Raw genomic sequence first — 18,108 nt, forward strand, 5'->3', positions numbered from 1 at the left:
AAAAAACCGCTAAATTAATTTAGCGGTTTTTTTAATCGTTATATTTCAAATTAAAGTGGCTTAAAATCATATTTTTGTTGTAAGAGAATATGTTGTTAAAGTGTGAATTAGCTTTCTTTTTTTGATGAAAATATTAAATTATCAATATCATGGCGAGTACTATCTAAATGGATAAGATGCCAATGAAAAAGAAAAATATGATGTATTTCTACCCCCGACATCTGGAGATGTTTAGATGAGTATTATTCAAGAATTTAAAGAATTTGCCCTTAAAGGCAATATGATGGATTTAGCTATTGGTGTCATTATTGGTGGTGCTTTTGGTAAAATCGTAGACTCTTTAGTAAAAGATATTATCATGCCACTTATCAGTGTACTGACTGGCGGTGGTGTCGATTTTTCGCAAAAATTCATTGTTCTAGGAGCAAATCCTAACAATTTGCAATCTTTAGATGCTTTGCAAAAAGCAGGTGTTAATGTTTTAACTTATGGTAATTTCCTCACCATTCTAATTAACTTTATTATTTTGGCTTGGGTAGTTTTCCTAATGGTGAAATTATTAAATAGACTTCGCCGTGATAAGAATGAGCCAGAAGCTCCAGCTGCAACTCCAGAAGATATTCAATTATTGCGTGAAATTCGTGATGAGCTGAAAAAGCAAGCTTAATAATATTTTGACTATATTTAAAAAACGGTACTCAATGTGCCGTTTTTTATTACTTAGTATTTTATGTTGGACTAAAGGTGTTGATAAAATTGTAAGATCATAGATAAGTTCAACATACATTTTAAAAGGAATATAAATTAATGAATCAGCTTTTTGTGTATGGCACATTATGTCCAAATAAAGCAAATGCTCATATTTTAGAGCAGATCGGTGGAAGCTGGACAAAAGCTAGTGTGCGTGGCGCGATTCATATTTTAGACTGGGGACCAGATAAAGGCTTAAAAGCGCTTGAGTTAGATTCACAAGCAGATTGGGTGGAAGGCTATTTATTTAGCACCGAAAAATTGGCTGAAAACTGGCAGATGCTAGATGATTTTGAAGGTTTTCAATATCAACGTGTGATAGCAGATATAAAATTAGAATCAGGTGAGTATACTAAAGCCTGGACATATCAACTGAATGCGCAGGCTCAAGCTTCTCAAAATCATAATTGAAACAATGGAATCAGCGTAAGCTGCCCATTCTGAATTTAACTTCTAAAAGGTGGTAACCAAACTGGCTTTTGATTGGGCCTTGTAGTACACGTTCGGCAGCTGTAAAAACAACTTTGTCAATAACGGGTACTAATTGCCCTTTTTTGACTTCACCAAGTTCACCGCCACGCTTTGCTGAATTACAGGTAGAGTATTGCTTGGCAAGTTTGCTAAAGTCAGCACCACTTTGTAGCTTCTTTTTTAGCTGTTCGGCTAAGTCTTTATCTTTGACTAAAATATGTCGGACAATTGCTGTTTGCATGTTGTCTTCCTCCAAAAAATTAAGGCTTTCTCAGCTTTTTAAGCGGTTGGCACTGTGGGCAAAATACGCTGGCACGTTGACCAAGTTTCAAGTTTTCTAATGGGGTTTCACAGTTAACACACATTTCTCCAGCACGACCATAAGCAAGCAATGTTTGCTGGAAATATCCATTTTCTCCCATGGCATTGCTGTAGTCTCGTAAAGTCGAGCCACCTAACTCAATTGCCGACTTTAAAATACGTTTAATCTCGACAACCAGTTTCTCAATTTGTTGCATGCTTAAGTCAACAGCGGGCTGGGCTGGGTGAATACCCACATTAAACAAGCTTTCGGTTGCATAGATATTGCCTACTCCGACTACAACATGGTTATCCATAATTGCAATTTTTATGCCGACAGCTTTGTTTTTAAGTTTGGAAGCTAGATATTCTGCATGAAAGTCGTTACTTAAAGGTTCAGGCCCTAAAGTATCTATAAGTTTGCCTTGAGTTTCTGGGTTAAGCCAAAGAATGCAGCCAAAACGGCGAGGATCATGGTAGCGTAATTGTTGATCTTCAAATTGAATAATCAGATGATCATGCTTTCTCAGTTCGTCATTTGGCTCGGTAAGACGAAAACTTCCTGACATTCCTAAATGCCAGAGCATTTGATCTAGTTCAAACTCTGCCAGAATATATTTTGAACGTCGATTTAACCCAATGAGACGTTGCCCAACGAGTTTTTGAACATCATCGGGGATAGGCCAACGTAAGCTCGGATTACGTACTTCTACACTTAGAACTTTTTGATTCAATAGAGGAAATAAACTGGTTTTGGTTGTTTCGACTTCGGGTAACTCAGGCATGCCAACTCACAGAATTAACAGATATACTGGATTAATCAAGTATAACGTGTGGTATGTAATATTTCAGAGAATACTATGTCAGATATTTTACCATTAAGCTGGTTTCAACGTGAAACCTCAGAAGTGGCTTATGACTTAATTGGCTGCGTATTATGTAAGCGACAACCTGATGGTCAAGTCATCCGTTGCACAATTAGTGAAACAGAAGCTTATTTGGGTGTTCGTGATAAAGCTTGCCACAGCTATAATGACAAGCGCACAGCACGAACAGATGTAATGTATCGCTCTGGCGGTACGATTTATGTCTACTTAATTTATGGCATGTATGAAATGCTCAATCTCATTACTCAGACAGAAGGCATCCCTGAAGGGGTCATGATTCGTTCTGCATTTTTAAATAGTGCTTCAACAAAAAAAGAATATAAGCTTCTAGCTGGACCCGGCAAATTGACACGCTATTTAGGGATTGATCGGACTTTAAAAGGCCAGACTTTAGGTGAAGAAACGGGACTGTGGATTGAGGCAGCTTCAATACAGCCAGAAGTAGTGTTGACGCCACGGATTGGAATTGATTATGCCGAAGAAGCAAAACATTGGCCTGAACGATATTGCTGGAAAGACCATCCATCTTTGAGTCGATAATTCTAATCTGGAAATCAATTTTTAGATATCGATGAAGAGTGTTCTAGATTTACAACAATGCAGATCGAATTCAATATCCAGACAAGACACCGCTTTTTGTTATGATAACTACAATATAAATAAAGGAAATAAGCATGTCCTTATTACGCTTAGACCGACTTCATTACTGTATTTTGATGAGTATGGGCTGTATTTCTAGCCCATTTGTTTGGGCAGATGACTCAGCTCAAGACATTGCTGTATTGCCGACTTTACATGTTGAGGCAACCCGTACCGATACCACTTATTTGCAGACGCCAGCTTCGGTTTTTCGAATAGATACACCTCAAGTCGATACTTCTTCACAAGTAAATTTAACTGAAGTTGTAAAGGGTATACCGAGTTTACAGCTTCGCAATCGTGAAAATTATGCACAAGATTTACAATTATCTATGCGTGGTTTTGGTGCACGTTCAACTTTTGGTGTTCGAGGCATTCGCCTGTATGTGGACGGTATTCCTGCTACGATGCCAGATGGACAGGGTCAAACGTCTAATATCGATTTAAGTAGTTTGGATCATGTTGAAGTTCTAACGGGACCTTTTTCATCGCTATATGGAAACTCATCTGGCGGGACAATTTTAACGTCTACTAAAGAAGGACAAGGAAAAGATTCAATTGAGCTGAGCTATTCGGGAGGCAGCCACGATAAAAGCCGAGCTGGACTCGTGCTACAAGGTGGGGCGAAGGGTGCGAATGAACCGAGTTATGTTATTAGTTCATCATACTTCGACACTGATGGTTACCGAGAGCATAGTGGTGCAGAAAAAGTATTAAATAATGCAAAGCTCAGTTGGAATCTTGATGATGGTAGCAAAATCAACTGGGTAACTAACTATGTAAAAATTCATGCAGATGATCCACAGGGCTTGACCCGTGATCAGTGGAATGTGAACCCAAAGCAACAAGTCCCTTTTTTAAAACAATTTAATGTCCGTAAAGATATTGAACAAACTCAAACGGGTGTGACGTGGTCTAAGCCTGTTAATGATAAAAATGAACTCTATGCCATGGCATATTTAGGCAATCGCCAAGTGACTCAATATCAATCTATCCCTAAGTCAACACAAGATGCAAATGTGAACCATGCGGGTGGAGTGATTGATTTTGAGCGTAATTATTATGGTGCCGATTTCCGTTGGACGGGTAAAGAGTTACTTCCAAATACCACTGTAAGCGTTGGTGTTGCACTCGATGCAATGGATGAAGACCGTAAAGGTTTTGAAAACTTTAATTTAGTAAACGGTCAGCCTTATTATGGCGTCAAAGGTAATTTGCGCCGTGATGAAGATAATACTTTGTGGAATATCGACCCATATTTACAAGCGTCATGGCAGTTCTTACCAACGTGGCGTTTAGATACGGGCGTACGCTATAGCAATGTTCATTATAAGTCGGAAGATCGCTATTTAAGCAATGGCGACGATAGTGGTAAGACTGATTATGATAAAGTTTTGCCTTCTGCTGCTTTAAGCTGGCAAATTTTACCTGAACTCATGGCCTATGTGAGTTATGCCAAAGGTTTTGAAACGCCAACTTTTACTGAAATGGCATATCGTCGAGATGGAGAAAGCGGTTTTAATTTTGATTTGACCGCATCCACAAGTGATACCTATGAAACAGGCTTAAAATCACAAAACCAATTAGGTGATTTTACTTTGGCAGTTTTTCAAACTAAAACCAAAGATGACATTGTTTCTGCCGGCAACTCAAATGGCCGATCAACCTTCCGCAATGCAGATAAAACTTTGCGTGAAGGTGTAGAGTTTGCATGGAATAAAAAGTTGTGGCGAGATTTAACAGCGACTGCAAGCTATACATATTTAGATGCAACTTTTGATGCTGATATTCCAGCTTTAGGAAGTATTGCTCAAATTCCATCAGGCAATGCCATTCCAGGAATTGCTAAAAACCAAGCTTATGCTTCTTTAGCTTGGCAGCCATCGCACGGTCTATATGGCAGTGTAGATGTACAGTATATGGATAAAGTATACGTGAATGATACCAACAGTGACGCAGCGCCAAGCTACAGTGTAACCTCAGCTAATGTGGGTTATGCATGGGTAATGGGTGACTGGAAAGTGAATAGCTTTGCCCGTGTTGATAACCTATTTGATAAAAACTATGCAGGTTCAGTGATCGTAAATGATGGTAATGGACGCTACTTTGAACCAGCGGATGGACGTAACTGGAGTGCAGGTTTACGTGTAATTAAGCAATTCTAGGAATTAAAAATGGCAAAATTATTTGAAACGGTTAACTTTGGTTCACTACAACTGGTCAATAGAATTGTAATTGCTCCGATGTGCCAATATTCGGCAACAGATGATGGTGAAATTACCTATTGGCATGAACAGCAATGGGCGAATTATGCATTATCTGGCGCTGGGCTTTGTATTGTAGAAGCGACTGCTGTACAACCTGAAGGTCGGATTAGCTATGCTGACCTTGGGCTTTGGAATGATCAACAACGTGATAAAATTAAAACGTTGTTAGCTAAGGTTCATACACTTTCACCGATGCCATTTGGAATTCAGTTAGCACATGCAGGACGTAAAGCATCTACTGAAAAACCGTGGTTAGGTAACGGTCAGATTGCAAAAGATCAGCCTCATGGTTGGCAAACGGTTGCACCAAGTGAAAGTACCTTTTCAGTGCATGATGCAGCGCCTCATGCTTTAACGATTGCTGAGATTAAACAAGTTCAACAAGACTTTGCAGCAGCTGCAAAACGTGCGGTAGAGGCTGGCTTTGAATTAATTGAAGTTCATGCTGCGCATGGTTACTTACTACATCAATTTTTATCGCCAATTGCGAATCAGCGAACTGATGAATATGGCGGTTCTTTAGAAAACCGCATGCGTATGACCCTTGAAGTTCTTCAGGCAATTAAACTCGCTGTACCAGAAGGCTATCCTGTGGGTGTTAGATTATCTGCGACCGATTGGTTAGAAAGTATTGAGCACTGGGATGTTGAATCAACAGTGGGTTTATCAAAAGCTTTAGAGCAGTTGGGTGCAACCTACGTACATGTGTCTAGTGGTGGTTTGCACGAGCATCAATCAATTACGATTGGGGCAGGTTACCAAGTTCCTTTTGCTGAACAAGTCAAAAAGCATGTGTCTATTCCGGTCATTGCTGTAGGGCTGATTACTGAGCCAGAGCACGCTGAACAAATTTTGGAAAACCAGCAAGCCGATGCCATTGGTCTTGCTCGTGCAATGTTATATGACCCAAGATGGCCTTGGCATGCAGCAGCCGCTTTAGGAGCAGAAGTTAAAATTGCGCCTCAGTATTTACGTTGCCAACCTCATGGATTAAAACAGCTTTTTAACTCTTTTTAATTGTATTGGGCAAAGTCATCTTTGCCCATTTTTCTTTCGCTAAGTGAGGACGGTCAGTGGTTTTTCAGGTTATTTTACCTATCTTGATATTGCTATTGATGGGCTATGTTTGTGTCCTCATCAAATTGGTAACACCTGAGCAGATCAGGGCCCTTAGCGCATTCGTAATTAAAATCTCCTTACCAGCTTTTTTAATTCACTCATTGGCAAATAAAAATTTACAAGACATTTGGCACCCAGCTTATTTTATTGCTTATGGCGGAGGGTCCTTAATTTTATTTTTCTTGGCTTTTATTCTCTATCGAAAATATTTTAAAAATAGCTTAACCCACAGCGCCGTTATTTCGATGGGCGCATCTATGTCCAATACTGGATTTATGGGAACAGCTATTTTAACCATGCTGATAGGTAATCATGCTGCGATCTATATTTCTTTAACACTTATTATTGAAAATTTATTGATTGTGGCGCTCATGCTGATTTTGGCCGAAGCTGGTCTACATCAACAACAAAATCTTTTACCGCTTTTAAAACAGACTTTTTTAAATTTACTCAAGAATCCTGTCATTATCGCTATTTTTGTTGGGATGGGATGCATTCTTTTAGATGTTCATCTTCCTACAATGCTTGATCAATCACTAGAGTTACTTGGGCGTACAGCTTCACCTTTGGCTTTGTTTGCCATTGGCGGAAGTCTAGTCGGTATTGGAATCACAACAGTAAATATAGAAAGCGTTTTGTTAGCGACATTTAAAGTTGTGCTAATGCCATCTGTTATTTTTGCACTTTTTTTAATAACTCCAAATGTAAGCCGTGAAATGCTTTACGCAGGAACATTAATCGCTGCTTTACCAATGCCGATTGCTTTCGGAATTTTTGGACAAGCCTATGGCTTAAATGAAAAAGCGTTAACACCGCTTATGATTAGTACAATTGTCGGTTTTATTGGGGTGAGCTGGCTGATTGCTCTGTGGTGGTAAAATAAAAGCCCCATGAGGGGCTCATTATTCATTATTTTTTAGGTGCTGGCTGTGCGGGAGCATTGGCAGCCTGTTTGCTCTTTTCTGCAATAATCTTATCAACCGAAGCTAACGATTCTTTAGCATTTGGAACATTTTGATTGGCAAGTTCAGTAAATATCTTTTTTGCTTGCGGTAGATTTTGCGGAATGATATTGCCATTCGCCATCATGGTGGCTAAGGCCATAGACGCAGGCGCATAGCCTTTTTGAGCAATTGACTGTAAAGCTTCGATGCCTTGGCGTTTCATTAACGGATTTTTATTTTCAACACCTTGGCTAATGTCATAGAGTGCTTTGACCTGAATAGCAGGGTAGTTTCCTTTTCGAATTAAAGGCGCTAATTTTTGAAGGGCAATTTGATGTGACTGCGGTTTTTTCTGAGCAAATAAAATCGTTGCAATTTTCACAGTTGCATCATCAGAACCTTGAGCCGAAGCCTTTTGAATATATTGACTGAATTTGTTGCTGTCTTTGGCAACCCCTAATTCACCAGTCTCATAAATTTGTGCAAGCGTGTAACTCGCTTGGGCGTAGCCTTTATTTGAAGCATCTTCATAATATTTGAGGGCTTTAGAAGAGTCTTTTGCTGTACCTTGGCCCATTTGAGTCATATAGCCTAAGTTATAAATAGCTTGGGCATTACCTGATTGGGCTAAGCGTTGCATTTCTTGAAATGCAGCGGAGTAGTTTTTTGCTGCATAGAGTTGTTCAGCTTGTTTAAAAACATCGGTCTTTGCAGCAGTTGCTGAGTTATTAGCTGCAAAAATTGATGCACTTGAAAGGGTGATTAGGCTTGCGATTAGTAATTTCTTCATTTCTTTTTAACCTTTTACTTCGTAGCTACATCATTCCATTGATGCATGAAAGAGTTTCAACTTCTCATCATAAATATTGGTTGATGAAAGTAAACAGCCGATTTGTATATAAAGCGCTGCACTTTGGGCAAATTGTGGAGAAAAATACCCACTCACATGCATACAATGGAGTGGGCAATATTATTATTTTGCTGATTGAAGTAATGCTTCAATTTGCTTGGCATCACTTGGTACACCAGAAAGTCTTTGGCCATCTTGCAAGAACAGGGTAGGTGTTCCATCGATATTTAATTTTTGACCTAAAGCGATATTTTTCTGAATTGGGCTTGAGCAACTTTTGCTACTAGTTGGCAATTTGCGCTTAAGCATATAGTTTGTCCAAGCTTCTGCTGGATTTTTTGAACACCAGATTTGATTTGAAACTTTTTCAGCATTTGGATGCAAACTGGTGAGAGGATAAAGGAATACATATACCGTTACGTTATCAACCCCAGCCATATTTTCTTCTAGGCGCTGGCAATATGGGCAATCAGGGTCACTAAAAACATAGATTGTACGTTCGCCTTTACCTTTCACATACTTAATCGCTTGATTTAATGGCAAGCTTTTAACGTCAATCTTGCCCAATTCGGCAATACGTTCTTCAGTCATATTTTTTTGTTGTTTGATGTCGACTAAATTACCAACAAAAAAGTATTTGGCATCTTGATTGGTATAAACAATACGGCCGCTTGTATACACTTCATAAATGCCTTGTACAGGAGATTGATAAACACCTTTTACAGGCAAATCGGGATAATTCGTCTTAAGATTTTGTTCAAGTGTTTTAACATCAGCATGAGCAGAACCGAAAATAGCCAGACTCAACATGAGTGTAGCAAGTTTAGTTTTCATCTTTTTTCTCTTTAATTTCAACAGGGCTAATGATGGCATATAAAGCTTAAAAAATTGACGTTCTAATCTAATGAAATCATTAGTGTTTTGTATCTATAAAAAAGCCCACTAACTTAGCAGTGGGCAGTTTAGACTAATAAAAATTATTATTGTGGTCTTGCAACGTCGCCACTTAAAGCTTCTGGTAACTCAAGAACTTGAAGACCCAACTCTTGTAGAGCAGCAGGTTTAGCAACAACTAAAGCAAGATAACCTTGATCATTTGAAATACTATTAACGACTTCAATATCATTATTTAATTGAGTTGCTGAAGCGGGTGCTTCACCTGTGCCTTGTACGAGATGTAACCAGTGTTTTGGTTTTGCTTTAAACCAAAGACGCGCCACAATTTCCTGACCTAAATAACAACCTTTATCGTAATTGACGCCTTCACGTTGATGTAAACGTAATTCTTGTGGTTGGAATTCATGTTCAGTTGCCTGGGTAATCCAAGCTTGACCAGTCATGATGGCTTGTTTTTGCCATTCTGAAATATCGGTTTCAGCAGTAGTAAACTCAGTTTGATGATTCACAACTTTTGGGAACACTGCACCTTGTTCACTTAAGGTCATTTTTGAAAAGGCACCATACTTTTTAATATGTTTGGCAAACTCTTCGGCTTGATCTTGAGTAACTACAATTTCAAAACTTTCAGGATTAATCTTCTTTAGCCACAAGCCAAAGTGAATACGACCTTTAAGATCGCAAATGGCTGTATAGCGTGTTTCATTTTCAGCTAAACGTTCAGTATCTACAGTAACTTGGCCTTGTAAAAACTTTTGTGCATCTACACCGTTTAAAGCATATGAGGAGAAAGCGAGCAGACTCATGATTAATCTCAAATTCAATATGTTTCTTTATGATTGCTGACTATTTTGCTCCATTTTTACTAAAAAATCAGCCATAGTTTTTGTATTTTGATTTTGCATAAAAGATAGCTTTTTGGTTTAAAAAAACACCAAAAATATACGTTCGGATGAATCCTAAGGTTTAAGCTAATAAACATAATTTCGATAATTCAAAGGAAATTAAAATAAGGAGAATAATGATGGCAACAGGTACAGTGAAATTTCATCGAGTGTTTAAGGCACCAGCCGAGCGTGTTTATCGTGCATTTTTAGATCCAGACGCTTTAGTAAAGTGGTTACCACCTCATGGTTTTACCGCAAAGGTTCATAGTTTTGATTCAAGTGTGGGTGGCTCATACAAAATGAGTTTTACCAATTTTTCGACAGGTTCAACACATGCTTTTGGTGGAACCTATGTTGAATTAGTTCCAAATGAACTAATTCGCTATAACGATCAATTTGATGATCCAAATTTACCAGGAACCATGCAAGTCACCATTACATTGAAAAGTGTATTGGTAGGTACGGAAGTGAATATTACTCAAGAAGGAATACCAGAAGTTATTCCTGTGGAAGCCTGTTACTTAGGGTGGCAAGAATCATTATCTTTACTGACTTTATTAGTTGAAGCTGAAATTCCAGATCAATAAAGTCATTCTAATTTTTATAAAAAGAGTAGGTCGTGTGACCTACTTTTAACATAGCTCTAAGTGGTTTTGTTGTTCCAATAGTTTAACTATGGCTGAAAAATCGACTTGTTGTGCATCGGGTTTGGAAACCTGATTAAACTGTTGCTGAATGAGACTAAAAGCTGGGAGTTCCAAATTATTTTGAGTAACGAGATTTAGTGCAATTCCAATATCCTTTTGTAATAAATCTAATGCAAAAGTTTTTTCAAATTTACGGCTTAAAACACGTTGCATCATGATGTGTTCTGAAACATTACTTTTGCCACTAGAGTGGTTAATGCAGTTCATTGCGGAATGTAAATTTACGCCTTGAGATTTAAGGATACTTAATCCCTCTGCTAGCGCCCAAAGATGTGTTGCCATTAATGTGTTATTGATGGCTTTTACTGCAAAGGCAGCACCACTTTCGCCGACATATTCAACTAAATTAGCAAACGCTTGAATGATTGGTTTTGCTCTTTTAAAAGCATACTCGTCACCTCCGACCATTACCGTGAGAGTTCCTCGTTCAGCTCCAATCGTTTGACCCGAAACTGGTGCATCTAAATAATCAACTCCGTTTAATTTGAGCTGTTGGCTGAGTTTTCTTGCCGTCTCTGGCACACCGCTAGTGCAGTCTACCCAAATACAGCCTTGTTTTAGTTGAGAACCCGCAATTAAATTTTCTACATCTTGGCTAGTCGGTAGGCATGAAAAGATAATATCTGCTTGTAGAGCTTGTGTCAGGTCTACAGTTTGTGTACCAAAGGTTTGTTCATGTTGCTTAGCTTTTGCGAAAGTACGATTCCAAACATAGACTTGGCTACATACTTGGGTTAAATGGGAAGCCATATGCCATCCCATTGCTCCTAAACCGATAAATGAAACACTTTGAATCAAGGAGTTTCTCCAGACATTAGAGATGTGGGACAGAATTAAGCGGTTCTACTGACTTTTCAATAGATTGGCTCTGGGATTTTTCTGCTCTGTTGAGTAATAGGTTAAGAACAATTGCTGCAAGTGTCGCAGTTCCAATACCTCCTAAGTCAAATGGCCCAATATGTAGACTTAAATTGCCAGCACCCATAATCAGGCTGACTGCTGCAATAATTAACGTACTATTTTGGGTGAAATCAACTTTGTTATCGATCCAGATTTTTGCTCCAGCTACAGTAATTAAGCCAAAGACAACAATGGATGCACCGCCTAATAGAGCAACAGGGATGGTACTAATGATTGCTCCAAATTTAGGAGAAAGGCCGAGTAGAATTGCAAATAGTCCCGCAACCACAAAAATAGTGGTGGAATAGACTTTAGTTACCGCCATCACGCCAATATTTTCGGCATAAGTCGTCATACCTGTACCACCAACAGAAGCTGATAAACTCGTGCAGATACCGTCGGCAAAAAAAGCACGACCCATATATGGAGATAAATTGCGTTCTGTCATGGCAGAAACAGCTTTAAAATGTCCCAAGTTTTCAGCGACTAAAATAATCGCAACAGGTGCAATCAATAAAATAGCTTTGGCATTAAAAACAGGCGAGTGAAAAGTGGGTAGACCAAACCATGCTGCTTGACTGATTGCACTAAAATCGATGGGTTTGCCGAACCCTAAGATATTAGTAAGTAGGAAATAAATAAAATAAGCGCTGATGAGTCCGATAAGTAATAGAAGGCGGCGAATCATACCTCTTGTAAAAACGGCAACGGCACTAATACACAAAATGGTAATGACCGCCATCCACGTGTCAAAGCTATTTGTCGAAACGCTTTTGATTGTTACAGGTGCAAGGTTTAAACCAATAATCATGACAATTGCACCAGTGACTACGGGTGGCATGAGTTTTTCAATCCATGCAGTTCCAGTTTTCATGACAATTAAACCGATGCAGGCATAAATCAACCCACAAATGATTGTGCCACCAAGCGCCACAGCTAAATTGGGATTTGATCCAACCCCTGCATAGCCTGTGGCAGCAGCGACTGCACCAATAAATGCAAAGCTTGATCCAAGGTAGCTTGGCATGCGTCCACCAGTAATTAAAAAGAACAAGATGGTGCCAATACCAGTAATAAAAATGGTGAGGTTCGGATCAAAGCCCATGAGTAACGGAGCTAAAACAGTTGCTCCGAACATAGCAAAAGCATGTTGTAACCCCAAAACAATACTTTTACCGAGAGGAAGATATTCATCAATTTGTACAGGAGTTTCTAAATTACCTGTGTGCGGCTTAAATTTAGGAAACCAAGATTCTTTTGTTCGCATAACAGATCCTCTTTTTCATTTTTTATCTGCATTAGCATGCTGTTTGTAATTCGCAATAATTGCGATTGAAGTACATTAGTGCATTAAGTCCACTTTGATGTTTCATCGCTTTGACCGCACAAAATAAGACATCATGACTACCGATACTCATGCTTTGTACAATTTCACAATCAAATGACACCAAGGCCTCATTCAAAATCGGAGAACCAGTGAGTAACTTGCTCCATTCCCCATGAGCAAAGCGTTCTGGCATTGGTGTTTTTCCGCCGAATATTGTAGATAGAGTACTTTGATGAGCGGCCAGTGTATTGACACAAAGCACCTCGTTTTGTTTAAAAGTATTAAACACTGATGCCGAACGGTTGAGACAAACCAATAGTGTCGGTGGTGTATCTGTTACGCTACATACAGCGGATGCGGTGAAACCAGCTTGCCCTGCAGGTCCATCCGTCGTGATGACATTCACTGCTGCTCCAAGATTGGCCATACCCTGTCTAAAAGTATGCTGATCTACTTCTAAATGTGTTGAGCATGTTTGAGCCTGTGGAACAGTAGATGGAATTGATACTTGTTTCTCTTCTCTTTTTTGCATGATTGCTCTCCAACCCCGATACATGATCATCACAATGAATCGAGGCTAAAACATCACATCATTTATGATGCTGAAAGGTTTTATGTGTGACATCGTTTATCCCACATGGGCAATCGATGCAATCTCAATTAAGGCATCGGGTTTCACCAAGCCGCACTGGATACAAAAGCGAGCAGGTTTGTCACCCGGAAAATATTCGGCATATACCGTATTCACTGCGGTATAGTCCGCCCAATCTTTAATAAAAATGGAATTGAACGTGACGTCATCCATAGTGCCACCCGCAGTTTCAATCACTTTTTTGATCGTTTCTAAAATATGGCGAGTTTGTCCTGCAGCATCACCAATACAGACCACATTATTATTTTCATCAAAAGCCAATGTGCCTGAGATATACACAATATTGTCCGCTTTGGTTGCAGGAACATAGGGTGCAAGTGGTGCCGATGTTCCTTCAGGGATAACAACTTGTTTAGACATAAGACGCTCCAAATCAAAAAATTTAGATAAAATTAAATGTATGAATTAGGCAGATTGCTGTAGCAATGTTGATGCCGAACTAAAGGTTTCAATAAAACTATTGGTGTCAGATACCCAGCCAAAAAAAGTTTTAATGTTATATAGGGCAGCGTCGTGAGCCTCTTGAGGTCCGGCTTGATAGCAAGCATCTTTAAGTGCAACACCGAAATATTCCAAAAAGAAACCATCACGTAAGGTGGATTCAACGCAGACATTAGTCGCAATGCCAACGAAGACTAAATTACGAATACCTCGAGCACGTAAAATGCTGTCGAGTGCAGTGTTAAAGAAACCGCTGTAGCGTGGCTTTTCAATAATGATGTCTTGTGGAAGAGGTTGTAACTCATCAATTAAAGCAAAGTCCCAACCGCCTTTAGATAAAAGTTGACCTTGTAACTCGGGCCGTTTACGCATGGTTTTTAAGGCATTAGATTTATGAAAATTTGGTGAACCTAAACCACCAGCCTCAACGTAGTTTTTATCCCAACCATTTTGAAAATAGATGACTTGAATCCCTGCACTATGTGCAGCATCGATCGCCTTTTTAATATTTTCGACTACAGGTTTAGTCTTTGAGACATCAAAACCTGCTAAATCTAAATACCCACCTAAAGAGGTGTAGGCATTTTGCATATCAATGACAATAAGCGCAGTTTGTTCTGCTGCTAGTTGAATATGTTCAGGTTCAGCTTTTAATACTTTGCCTGTACCGATCTGTGTCGTGAATTCTGCACACACAATATTAGACATTTCATTCATGCGCTTTTCTCCAAAACAGTTGGTTCGGCTTGCTCTGTCAGTTCGGTAACGACGCTTTCACGACATTTCATGAGTGGTTGAATGCGTTGACCAAAATCTTCTACGCCTTGTACAAAGTCATCAAAGGTCAACAAAATTCCCTCTGTACCTTCAATCTCGGAAATTTCATCGAGCATTTTTGCAACATTTTTAAAAGAGCCAACAATAGTGCCCATATTGATATTGACTGGAGAAACGCTAGAGGCCATATGGCGAATATTGGTGTCAGTGCCAGACACTTTATCTTTTGCACCTTGGTCTTGTAGCCAACGAATAGCTTCCATGTCCGCACCATCGTTATAGTGTTGCCACTTCTGCATTGCATCGTCGTCAGTTTCAGCAGCAATTACCATAAACAACACATAGGTTTGCACATTGCGCCCAGTTTTGTCGGTTTGAGCTTTTAAACGGTCATTAATTTCGGCATAGGCAGTTGGTGTGTTTAAACCTTTTCCAAAAACAAAATTGTAGTCGGCATATTTTGCGGAAAAAGCTAAACCTGCATCTGATTGTCCTGCACAGATAATTTTCATATCAGCTTGAGGCTGTGGTTTGACCTGACAATCATTCATCTGGAAGAACTCGCCTTTTAGGTCTGATTTTCCTGTTGCCCAAAGTTCACGTAAAACTTCAACATATTCAGATAAGTAGTCATAGCGCTTAGCAAAATATTCATCGCCAGGCCACATACCCATTTGGGAATATTCAGGCATTTGCCATCCAGTCACGACATTTAGTCCAAACCGACCGTTAGAAATCGAATCGATGGTCGATGCCATACGTGCAACAATTGCAGGAGGCATGACTAATGTTGCAGCGGTTGCATAAATTTGGATTTTACTGGTGACAGCAGCGAGACCTGCCATGAGGGTAAATGTTTCAAGGTTATAGTCCCAAAACTCAGTTTTGCCACCGAAACCACGTAACTTAATCATGGAAAGTGCAAAGTCAAAACCGTAGTGTTCAGCACGTTGTACAATTTGTTTGTTTAACTCAAAGGTAGGTTTATATTGCGGTGCATTTTCTGAAAGCAGCCAGCCATTATTTCCAATTGGACAAAAAACGCCGATCTTCATCTTGATTCCCCATCGTGAGTTTAGGAAGTCGAACTGAAAGCTATAAAAGATATAGTTTTCAGTATTTGTTTACATTTTTAACAATGCATAGCTCGTGCCAAATTTAATATTTAAATATTTATCAATGTTTTGTATTTATTGTTTGGTATAATTTTTATCAAATGGTAAAAAATAATGCGATTATGCACCAAGGAGGAACTAACTTGCTTCATTGTGCATCATTTGATCAATTTTACTTTTGGAGTGTGTATGACATCCAATGTTTTAAAACAGCAGAATAAAAAAGGCGACATTGAAGTCGCCGTGTAGAACTAAGGTATTTCTCTTTTGAGATTGAAGATGGTGTTGTGGACTTTATTTATTCCACCCGACAAGCCTCTTCAAAATTTAAACGGGGGAGGCGAGTATAAACTTTTTGAGGGTCGCCATAGCCAATGTTAATGATGAGATTAATATGATTATTTGTCCCTGCGAAAAATAGTTCATTAACTTGTTTCGCATCAAAACCAGACATTGGCCCAGTATCTAAACCTAAACTACGGCATGCCATAATTAAATATGCAGCTTGCAATGAACTATTACGAAAGGCAGTTTCATGTGCTACGGCTTCACTAGATGTAAACCAAGACTTTGCATCGGCATAGGGAAATAATGCTGGTAATTTTTCGTAAAACTTTTTATCTGTTGCGACTAAAACCGTGACAGGTGCTGTCATCGTTTTTTCGATATTGCCGGAAAAAAGTGCTGGTCTTAGTTTTTGTTTAGCTTCAGGTGTTGTTAAAAATACAAAACGAGCAGGGCTACAGTTGGCAGAAGTCGGTGCCATTTTGAGCAGATCATAAATCTGCTGAATTTGCTCAGAGCTGACGGCTTTATCTAACCATATGCTGTGGGTTCTCGCTTCTAAAAACAGTTGATCTAAAATATTTAATGTTTTTGTATTCATGATAAAACCTTAATGTCATGGAAAAATTTGATGAAAGTTTGATTTAGTCGTTGGGGCTCGGTCACTGTTGAGGCGTGTGCGCCCGAGGGTAAAATGCAGAGTTGACCATGACCGAGTTTGGTAAAAAGATCTTGTGATTTATGTACTGGAACTAAAAAATCATCTTGATTGGCAACGATATGAATTGCAGTGTCTTGTAATGCATGTACGTGCTCTGCCTGTAGTTGAAAATGCATTAAGGCTTTAAGTCGTGCAAATACGTTTGTCTTGGGTGGAAAGCCTTGGAGTTGCATATCTTCGGTATTTTTAATATGGCTATAATTCTGAGAAATCCATACTGGAGGATACAAAAATAATGCTTGGGCACGTACATAGGCTTCAGCGCCCGCAGATGCTAACAATGCGATACGGGCATCAAAACATTTTTGAGTATGGGCATCTAACTCATCCCACGCATTAATCAGTGTAAGACTGAGCATGGTAATTGAGCTAGATTGCAGTTGTTTTGAGAGTTCCATTCCGATAATGCCCCCTAAAGCATGCCCGATCATATGGAATTCATGAATTTGAAGAGATTCTAATAAGTGTAGTACTTGATTCGCCATGTCACACATATGGTACTGTGCAGGCAATAAAGCACTGTCTTGGTAACAACCTTCTTGGTCATAAGTCACAACGTTGAAATGCGCACTCAACAATTCAAGTTGGGGGTTCCAAAAACTAGCATGACCGCCTAGCCCTGATGACAAAATTAAATAAGGGGCATCTTCTTTAGATGAACATGGATAAATATAGTATTTCATTTTTTACCATTTGATAAAATAATGAGAGATTTAAAAGCAATTTGTATGCCTGAAATAAATTGATGAGAGTAATTAAGATAGGATTGAGTGTAAAAGTTTTCGATTGTATGAATAGTTAAATTAATGCGATGATGCTAATGACCTTGAGTGTGAATAGGTGGCTGAAAATGGATATCCAAATTAAAAGAATTTATGAAAATGCCGAGCCTAGTGATGGAAAACGAATTTTGGTTGACCGTTTATGGAGTAGGGGAATTAGTAAGGAAAATGCTCATTTGGATTTGTGGCTAAAAGAAATAGCACCCTCGACAGAACTTAGAAAATGGTTTCATGCTGCAACGCCAGATCATTGGGAAGAATTTAAGCAGCGTTATTTAAAAGAACTTGAAACCAACTCCGCAGTTGAAGAGCTACAACACATCGTAGCAGAACATACAGTTACGCTTTTATATTCAGCAAAAGATGTTGAATATAACCATGCAATTATTT

The 18,108-nt window shown here is 39.0% G+C and carries 21 protein-coding genes; 8 read left to right on the plus strand and 13 right to left on the minus strand.

Features of this window, described 5'->3' with window-relative positions; all coding sequences use genetic code 11:
- Positions 1 to 235 precede the first annotated feature (235 nt).
- Both mscL and HUN22_RS08060 read left to right on the plus strand, forming a co-directional pair.
- Entirely contained in the window at positions 236 to 667 is a 432-nt protein-coding gene (gene mscL / locus HUN22_RS08055; protein ID WP_174727913.1) for a large conductance mechanosensitive channel protein MscL, read from the plus strand.
- A 140-nt stretch (positions 668 to 807) separates the two neighbouring features.
- Complete coding sequence (locus tag HUN22_RS08060; protein WP_174727916.1) at positions 808 to 1,161, plus strand: gamma-glutamylcyclotransferase family protein; 354 nt, start codon at positions 808 to 810, stop codon at positions 1,159 to 1,161.
- A gap of 10 nt (positions 1,162 to 1,171) precedes the next feature.
- On the opposite strand, the gene HUN22_RS08065 is transcribed toward HUN22_RS08060, so the two are convergent.
- Positions 1,172 to 1,462, minus strand: coding sequence for a peptidylprolyl isomerase (locus HUN22_RS08065; protein ID WP_016143425.1), 291 nt, complete (start codon positions 1,460 to 1,462; stop codon positions 1,172 to 1,174).
- A gap of 19 nt (positions 1,463 to 1,481) precedes the next feature.
- Positions 1,482 to 2,306, minus strand: coding sequence for a bifunctional DNA-formamidopyrimidine glycosylase/DNA-(apurinic or apyrimidinic site) lyase (mutM, locus tag HUN22_RS08070; protein WP_174727919.1), 825 nt, complete (start codon positions 2,304 to 2,306; stop codon positions 1,482 to 1,484).
- 75 nt (positions 2,307 to 2,381) lie between these two features.
- Here mutM and HUN22_RS08075 point away from each other — a divergent pair, with 75 nt between their 5' ends.
- From HUN22_RS08075 to HUN22_RS08090, 4 genes are all read left to right on the plus strand, one after another.
- A complete protein-coding gene (locus HUN22_RS08075) occupies positions 2,382 to 2,948 on the plus strand; it encodes a DNA-3-methyladenine glycosylase (protein ID WP_174727922.1) in 567 nt (188 codons plus the stop codon).
- A gap of 134 nt (positions 2,949 to 3,082) precedes the next feature.
- On the plus strand, positions 3,083 to 5,212 hold the full coding sequence (locus tag HUN22_RS08080) for a TonB-dependent receptor family protein (protein WP_174727925.1): 2,130 nt from the start codon (positions 3,083 to 3,085) through the stop codon (positions 5,210 to 5,212).
- A gap of 9 nt (positions 5,213 to 5,221) precedes the next feature.
- The gene (locus HUN22_RS08085) at positions 5,222 to 6,331 is read left to right on the plus strand and encodes an NADH:flavin oxidoreductase/NADH oxidase (RefSeq protein ID WP_174727927.1); all 1,110 of its coding nucleotides are present in this window, start codon (positions 5,222 to 5,224) and stop codon (positions 6,329 to 6,331) included.
- A 56-nt stretch (positions 6,332 to 6,387) separates the two neighbouring features.
- Positions 6,388 to 7,311: an AEC family transporter gene (locus HUN22_RS08090; RefSeq protein ID WP_174727929.1), complete on the plus strand. Its 924-nt coding sequence runs from the start codon at positions 6,388 to 6,390 to the stop codon at positions 7,309 to 7,311.
- Positions 7,312 to 7,342: 31 nt separating this feature from the next.
- Here the strand turns inward: HUN22_RS08090 and HUN22_RS08095 are convergent, their stop codons facing one another.
- From HUN22_RS08095 to ygfZ, 3 genes are all read right to left on the minus strand, one after another.
- Positions 7,343 to 8,167 carry a tetratricopeptide repeat protein gene (locus HUN22_RS08095; protein ID WP_174727932.1) on the minus strand — a complete coding sequence of 275 codons (825 nt, stop codon included), beginning with the start codon at positions 8,165 to 8,167 and terminating at the stop codon, positions 7,343 to 7,345.
- 183 nt (positions 8,168 to 8,350) lie between these two features.
- Complete coding sequence (locus HUN22_RS08100) at positions 8,351 to 9,061, minus strand: DsbC family protein (RefSeq protein WP_016143418.1); 711 nt, start codon at positions 9,059 to 9,061, stop codon at positions 8,351 to 8,353.
- A 146-nt stretch (positions 9,062 to 9,207) separates the two neighbouring features.
- Positions 9,208 to 9,930 carry a CAF17-like 4Fe-4S cluster assembly/insertion protein YgfZ gene (ygfZ, locus tag HUN22_RS08105; RefSeq protein WP_174727936.1) on the minus strand — a complete coding sequence of 241 codons (723 nt, stop codon included), beginning with the start codon at positions 9,928 to 9,930 and terminating at the stop codon, positions 9,208 to 9,210.
- 215 nt (positions 9,931 to 10,145) lie between these two features.
- Between ygfZ and HUN22_RS08110 the strand changes: the two genes are divergently transcribed.
- Positions 10,146 to 10,598: an SRPBCC family protein gene (locus tag HUN22_RS08110; RefSeq protein WP_174727939.1), complete on the plus strand. Its 453-nt coding sequence runs from the start codon at positions 10,146 to 10,148 to the stop codon at positions 10,596 to 10,598.
- A 45-nt stretch (positions 10,599 to 10,643) separates the two neighbouring features.
- Here HUN22_RS08110 and HUN22_RS08115 read toward each other — a convergent pair whose 3' ends face one another.
- The 8 genes from HUN22_RS08115 to rutD form a co-directional block, all read right to left on the minus strand.
- On the minus strand, positions 10,644 to 11,516 hold the full coding sequence (locus tag HUN22_RS08115) for an NAD(P)-dependent oxidoreductase (protein ID WP_174727943.1): 873 nt from the start codon (positions 11,514 to 11,516) through the stop codon (positions 10,644 to 10,646).
- 16 nt (positions 11,517 to 11,532) lie between these two features.
- Entirely contained in the window at positions 11,533 to 12,885 is a 1,353-nt protein-coding gene (rutG, locus tag HUN22_RS08120; RefSeq protein WP_174727946.1) for a pyrimidine utilization transport protein G, read from the minus strand.
- A gap of 31 nt (positions 12,886 to 12,916) precedes the next feature.
- Positions 12,917 to 13,507, minus strand: coding sequence for an NADH-dependent FMN reductase RutF (gene rutF / locus HUN22_RS08125; RefSeq protein WP_174727949.1), 591 nt, complete (start codon positions 13,505 to 13,507; stop codon positions 12,917 to 12,919).
- Between the two features lie 66 nt (positions 13,508 to 13,573).
- On the minus strand, positions 13,574 to 13,957 hold the full coding sequence (rutC, locus tag HUN22_RS08130; protein ID WP_174727951.1) for a pyrimidine utilization protein C: 384 nt from the start codon (positions 13,955 to 13,957) through the stop codon (positions 13,574 to 13,576).
- Positions 13,958 to 14,002: 45 nt separating this feature from the next.
- Entirely contained in the window at positions 14,003 to 14,755 is a 753-nt protein-coding gene (rutB, locus tag HUN22_RS08135) for a pyrimidine utilization protein B (RefSeq protein WP_174727954.1), read from the minus strand.
- The gene (gene rutA / locus HUN22_RS08140) at positions 14,752 to 15,870 is read right to left on the minus strand and encodes a pyrimidine utilization protein A (protein ID WP_174727957.1); all 1,119 of its coding nucleotides are present in this window, start codon (positions 15,868 to 15,870) and stop codon (positions 14,752 to 14,754) included. Before rutA ends, rutB begins: the two co-directional genes overlap by 4 nt.
- A gap of 358 nt (positions 15,871 to 16,228) precedes the next feature.
- The gene (locus HUN22_RS08145) at positions 16,229 to 16,816 is read right to left on the minus strand and encodes a malonic semialdehyde reductase (RefSeq protein WP_174727960.1); all 588 of its coding nucleotides are present in this window, start codon (positions 16,814 to 16,816) and stop codon (positions 16,229 to 16,231) included.
- Positions 16,813 to 17,619, minus strand: coding sequence for a pyrimidine utilization protein D (rutD, locus tag HUN22_RS08150; protein WP_174727963.1), 807 nt, complete (start codon positions 17,617 to 17,619; stop codon positions 16,813 to 16,815). The genes HUN22_RS08145 and rutD overlap by 4 nt, the downstream gene beginning before the upstream one ends.
- A gap of 167 nt (positions 17,620 to 17,786) precedes the next feature.
- On the opposite strand from rutD, the gene HUN22_RS08155 reads away from it, so the two are divergent.
- Positions 17,787 to 18,108: DUF488 domain-containing protein (locus tag HUN22_RS08155; RefSeq protein ID WP_174727965.1), on the plus strand; the 322-nt coding region annotated here is incomplete at its 3' end.

Source organism: Acinetobacter lactucae, from assembly GCF_013344765.1.
Taxonomy (GTDB): domain Bacteria; phylum Pseudomonadota; class Gammaproteobacteria; order Pseudomonadales; family Moraxellaceae; genus Acinetobacter; species Acinetobacter lactucae_A.

Bases quoted from the DNA above. Each gene is read 5' to 3' on its own strand.
- mscL (WP_174727913.1), top strand. From the start codon at position 236: ATGAGTATTATTCAAGAATTTAAAGAATTTGCCCTTAAAGGCAATATG.
- HUN22_RS08060 (WP_174727916.1), top strand. From the start codon at position 808: ATGAATCAGCTTTTTGTGTATGGCACATTATGTCCAAATAAAGCAAAT.
- HUN22_RS08065 (WP_016143425.1), bottom strand. From the start codon at position 1,462: ATGCAAACAGCAATTGTCCGACATATTTTAGTCAAAGATAAAGACTTA.
- mutM (WP_174727919.1), bottom strand. From the start codon at position 2,306: ATGCCTGAGTTACCCGAAGTCGAAACAACCAAAACCAGTTTATTTCCT.
- HUN22_RS08075 (WP_174727922.1), top strand. From the start codon at position 2,382: ATGTCAGATATTTTACCATTAAGCTGGTTTCAACGTGAAACCTCAGAA.
- HUN22_RS08080 (WP_174727925.1), top strand. From the start codon at position 3,083: ATGTCCTTATTACGCTTAGACCGACTTCATTACTGTATTTTGATGAGT.
- HUN22_RS08085 (WP_174727927.1), top strand. From the start codon at position 5,222: ATGGCAAAATTATTTGAAACGGTTAACTTTGGTTCACTACAACTGGTC.
- HUN22_RS08095 (WP_174727932.1), bottom strand. From the start codon at position 8,167: ATGAAGAAATTACTAATCGCAAGCCTAATCACCCTTTCAAGTGCATCA.
- HUN22_RS08100 (WP_016143418.1), bottom strand. From the start codon at position 9,061: ATGAAAACTAAACTTGCTACACTCATGTTGAGTCTGGCTATTTTCGGT.
- ygfZ (WP_174727936.1), bottom strand. From the start codon at position 9,930: ATGAGTCTGCTCGCTTTCTCCTCATATGCTTTAAACGGTGTAGATGCA.
- HUN22_RS08110 (WP_174727939.1), top strand. From the start codon at position 10,146: ATGATGGCAACAGGTACAGTGAAATTTCATCGAGTGTTTAAGGCACCA.
- rutG (WP_174727946.1), bottom strand. From the start codon at position 12,885: ATGCGAACAAAAGAATCTTGGTTTCCTAAATTTAAGCCGCACACAGGT.
- rutF (WP_174727949.1), bottom strand. From the start codon at position 13,507: ATGATCATGTATCGGGGTTGGAGAGCAATCATGCAAAAAAGAGAAGAG.
- rutC (WP_174727951.1), bottom strand. From the start codon at position 13,957: ATGTCTAAACAAGTTGTTATCCCTGAAGGAACATCGGCACCACTTGCA.
- rutB (WP_174727954.1), bottom strand. From the start codon at position 14,755: ATGAATGAAATGTCTAATATTGTGTGTGCAGAATTCACGACACAGATC.
- rutA (WP_174727957.1), bottom strand. From the start codon at position 15,870: ATGAAGATCGGCGTTTTTTGTCCAATTGGAAATAATGGCTGGCTGCTT.
- HUN22_RS08145 (WP_174727960.1), bottom strand. From the start codon at position 16,816: ATGAATACAAAAACATTAAATATTTTAGATCAACTGTTTTTAGAAGCG.
- rutD (WP_174727963.1), bottom strand. From the start codon at position 17,619: ATGAAATACTATATTTATCCATGTTCATCTAAAGAAGATGCCCCTTAT.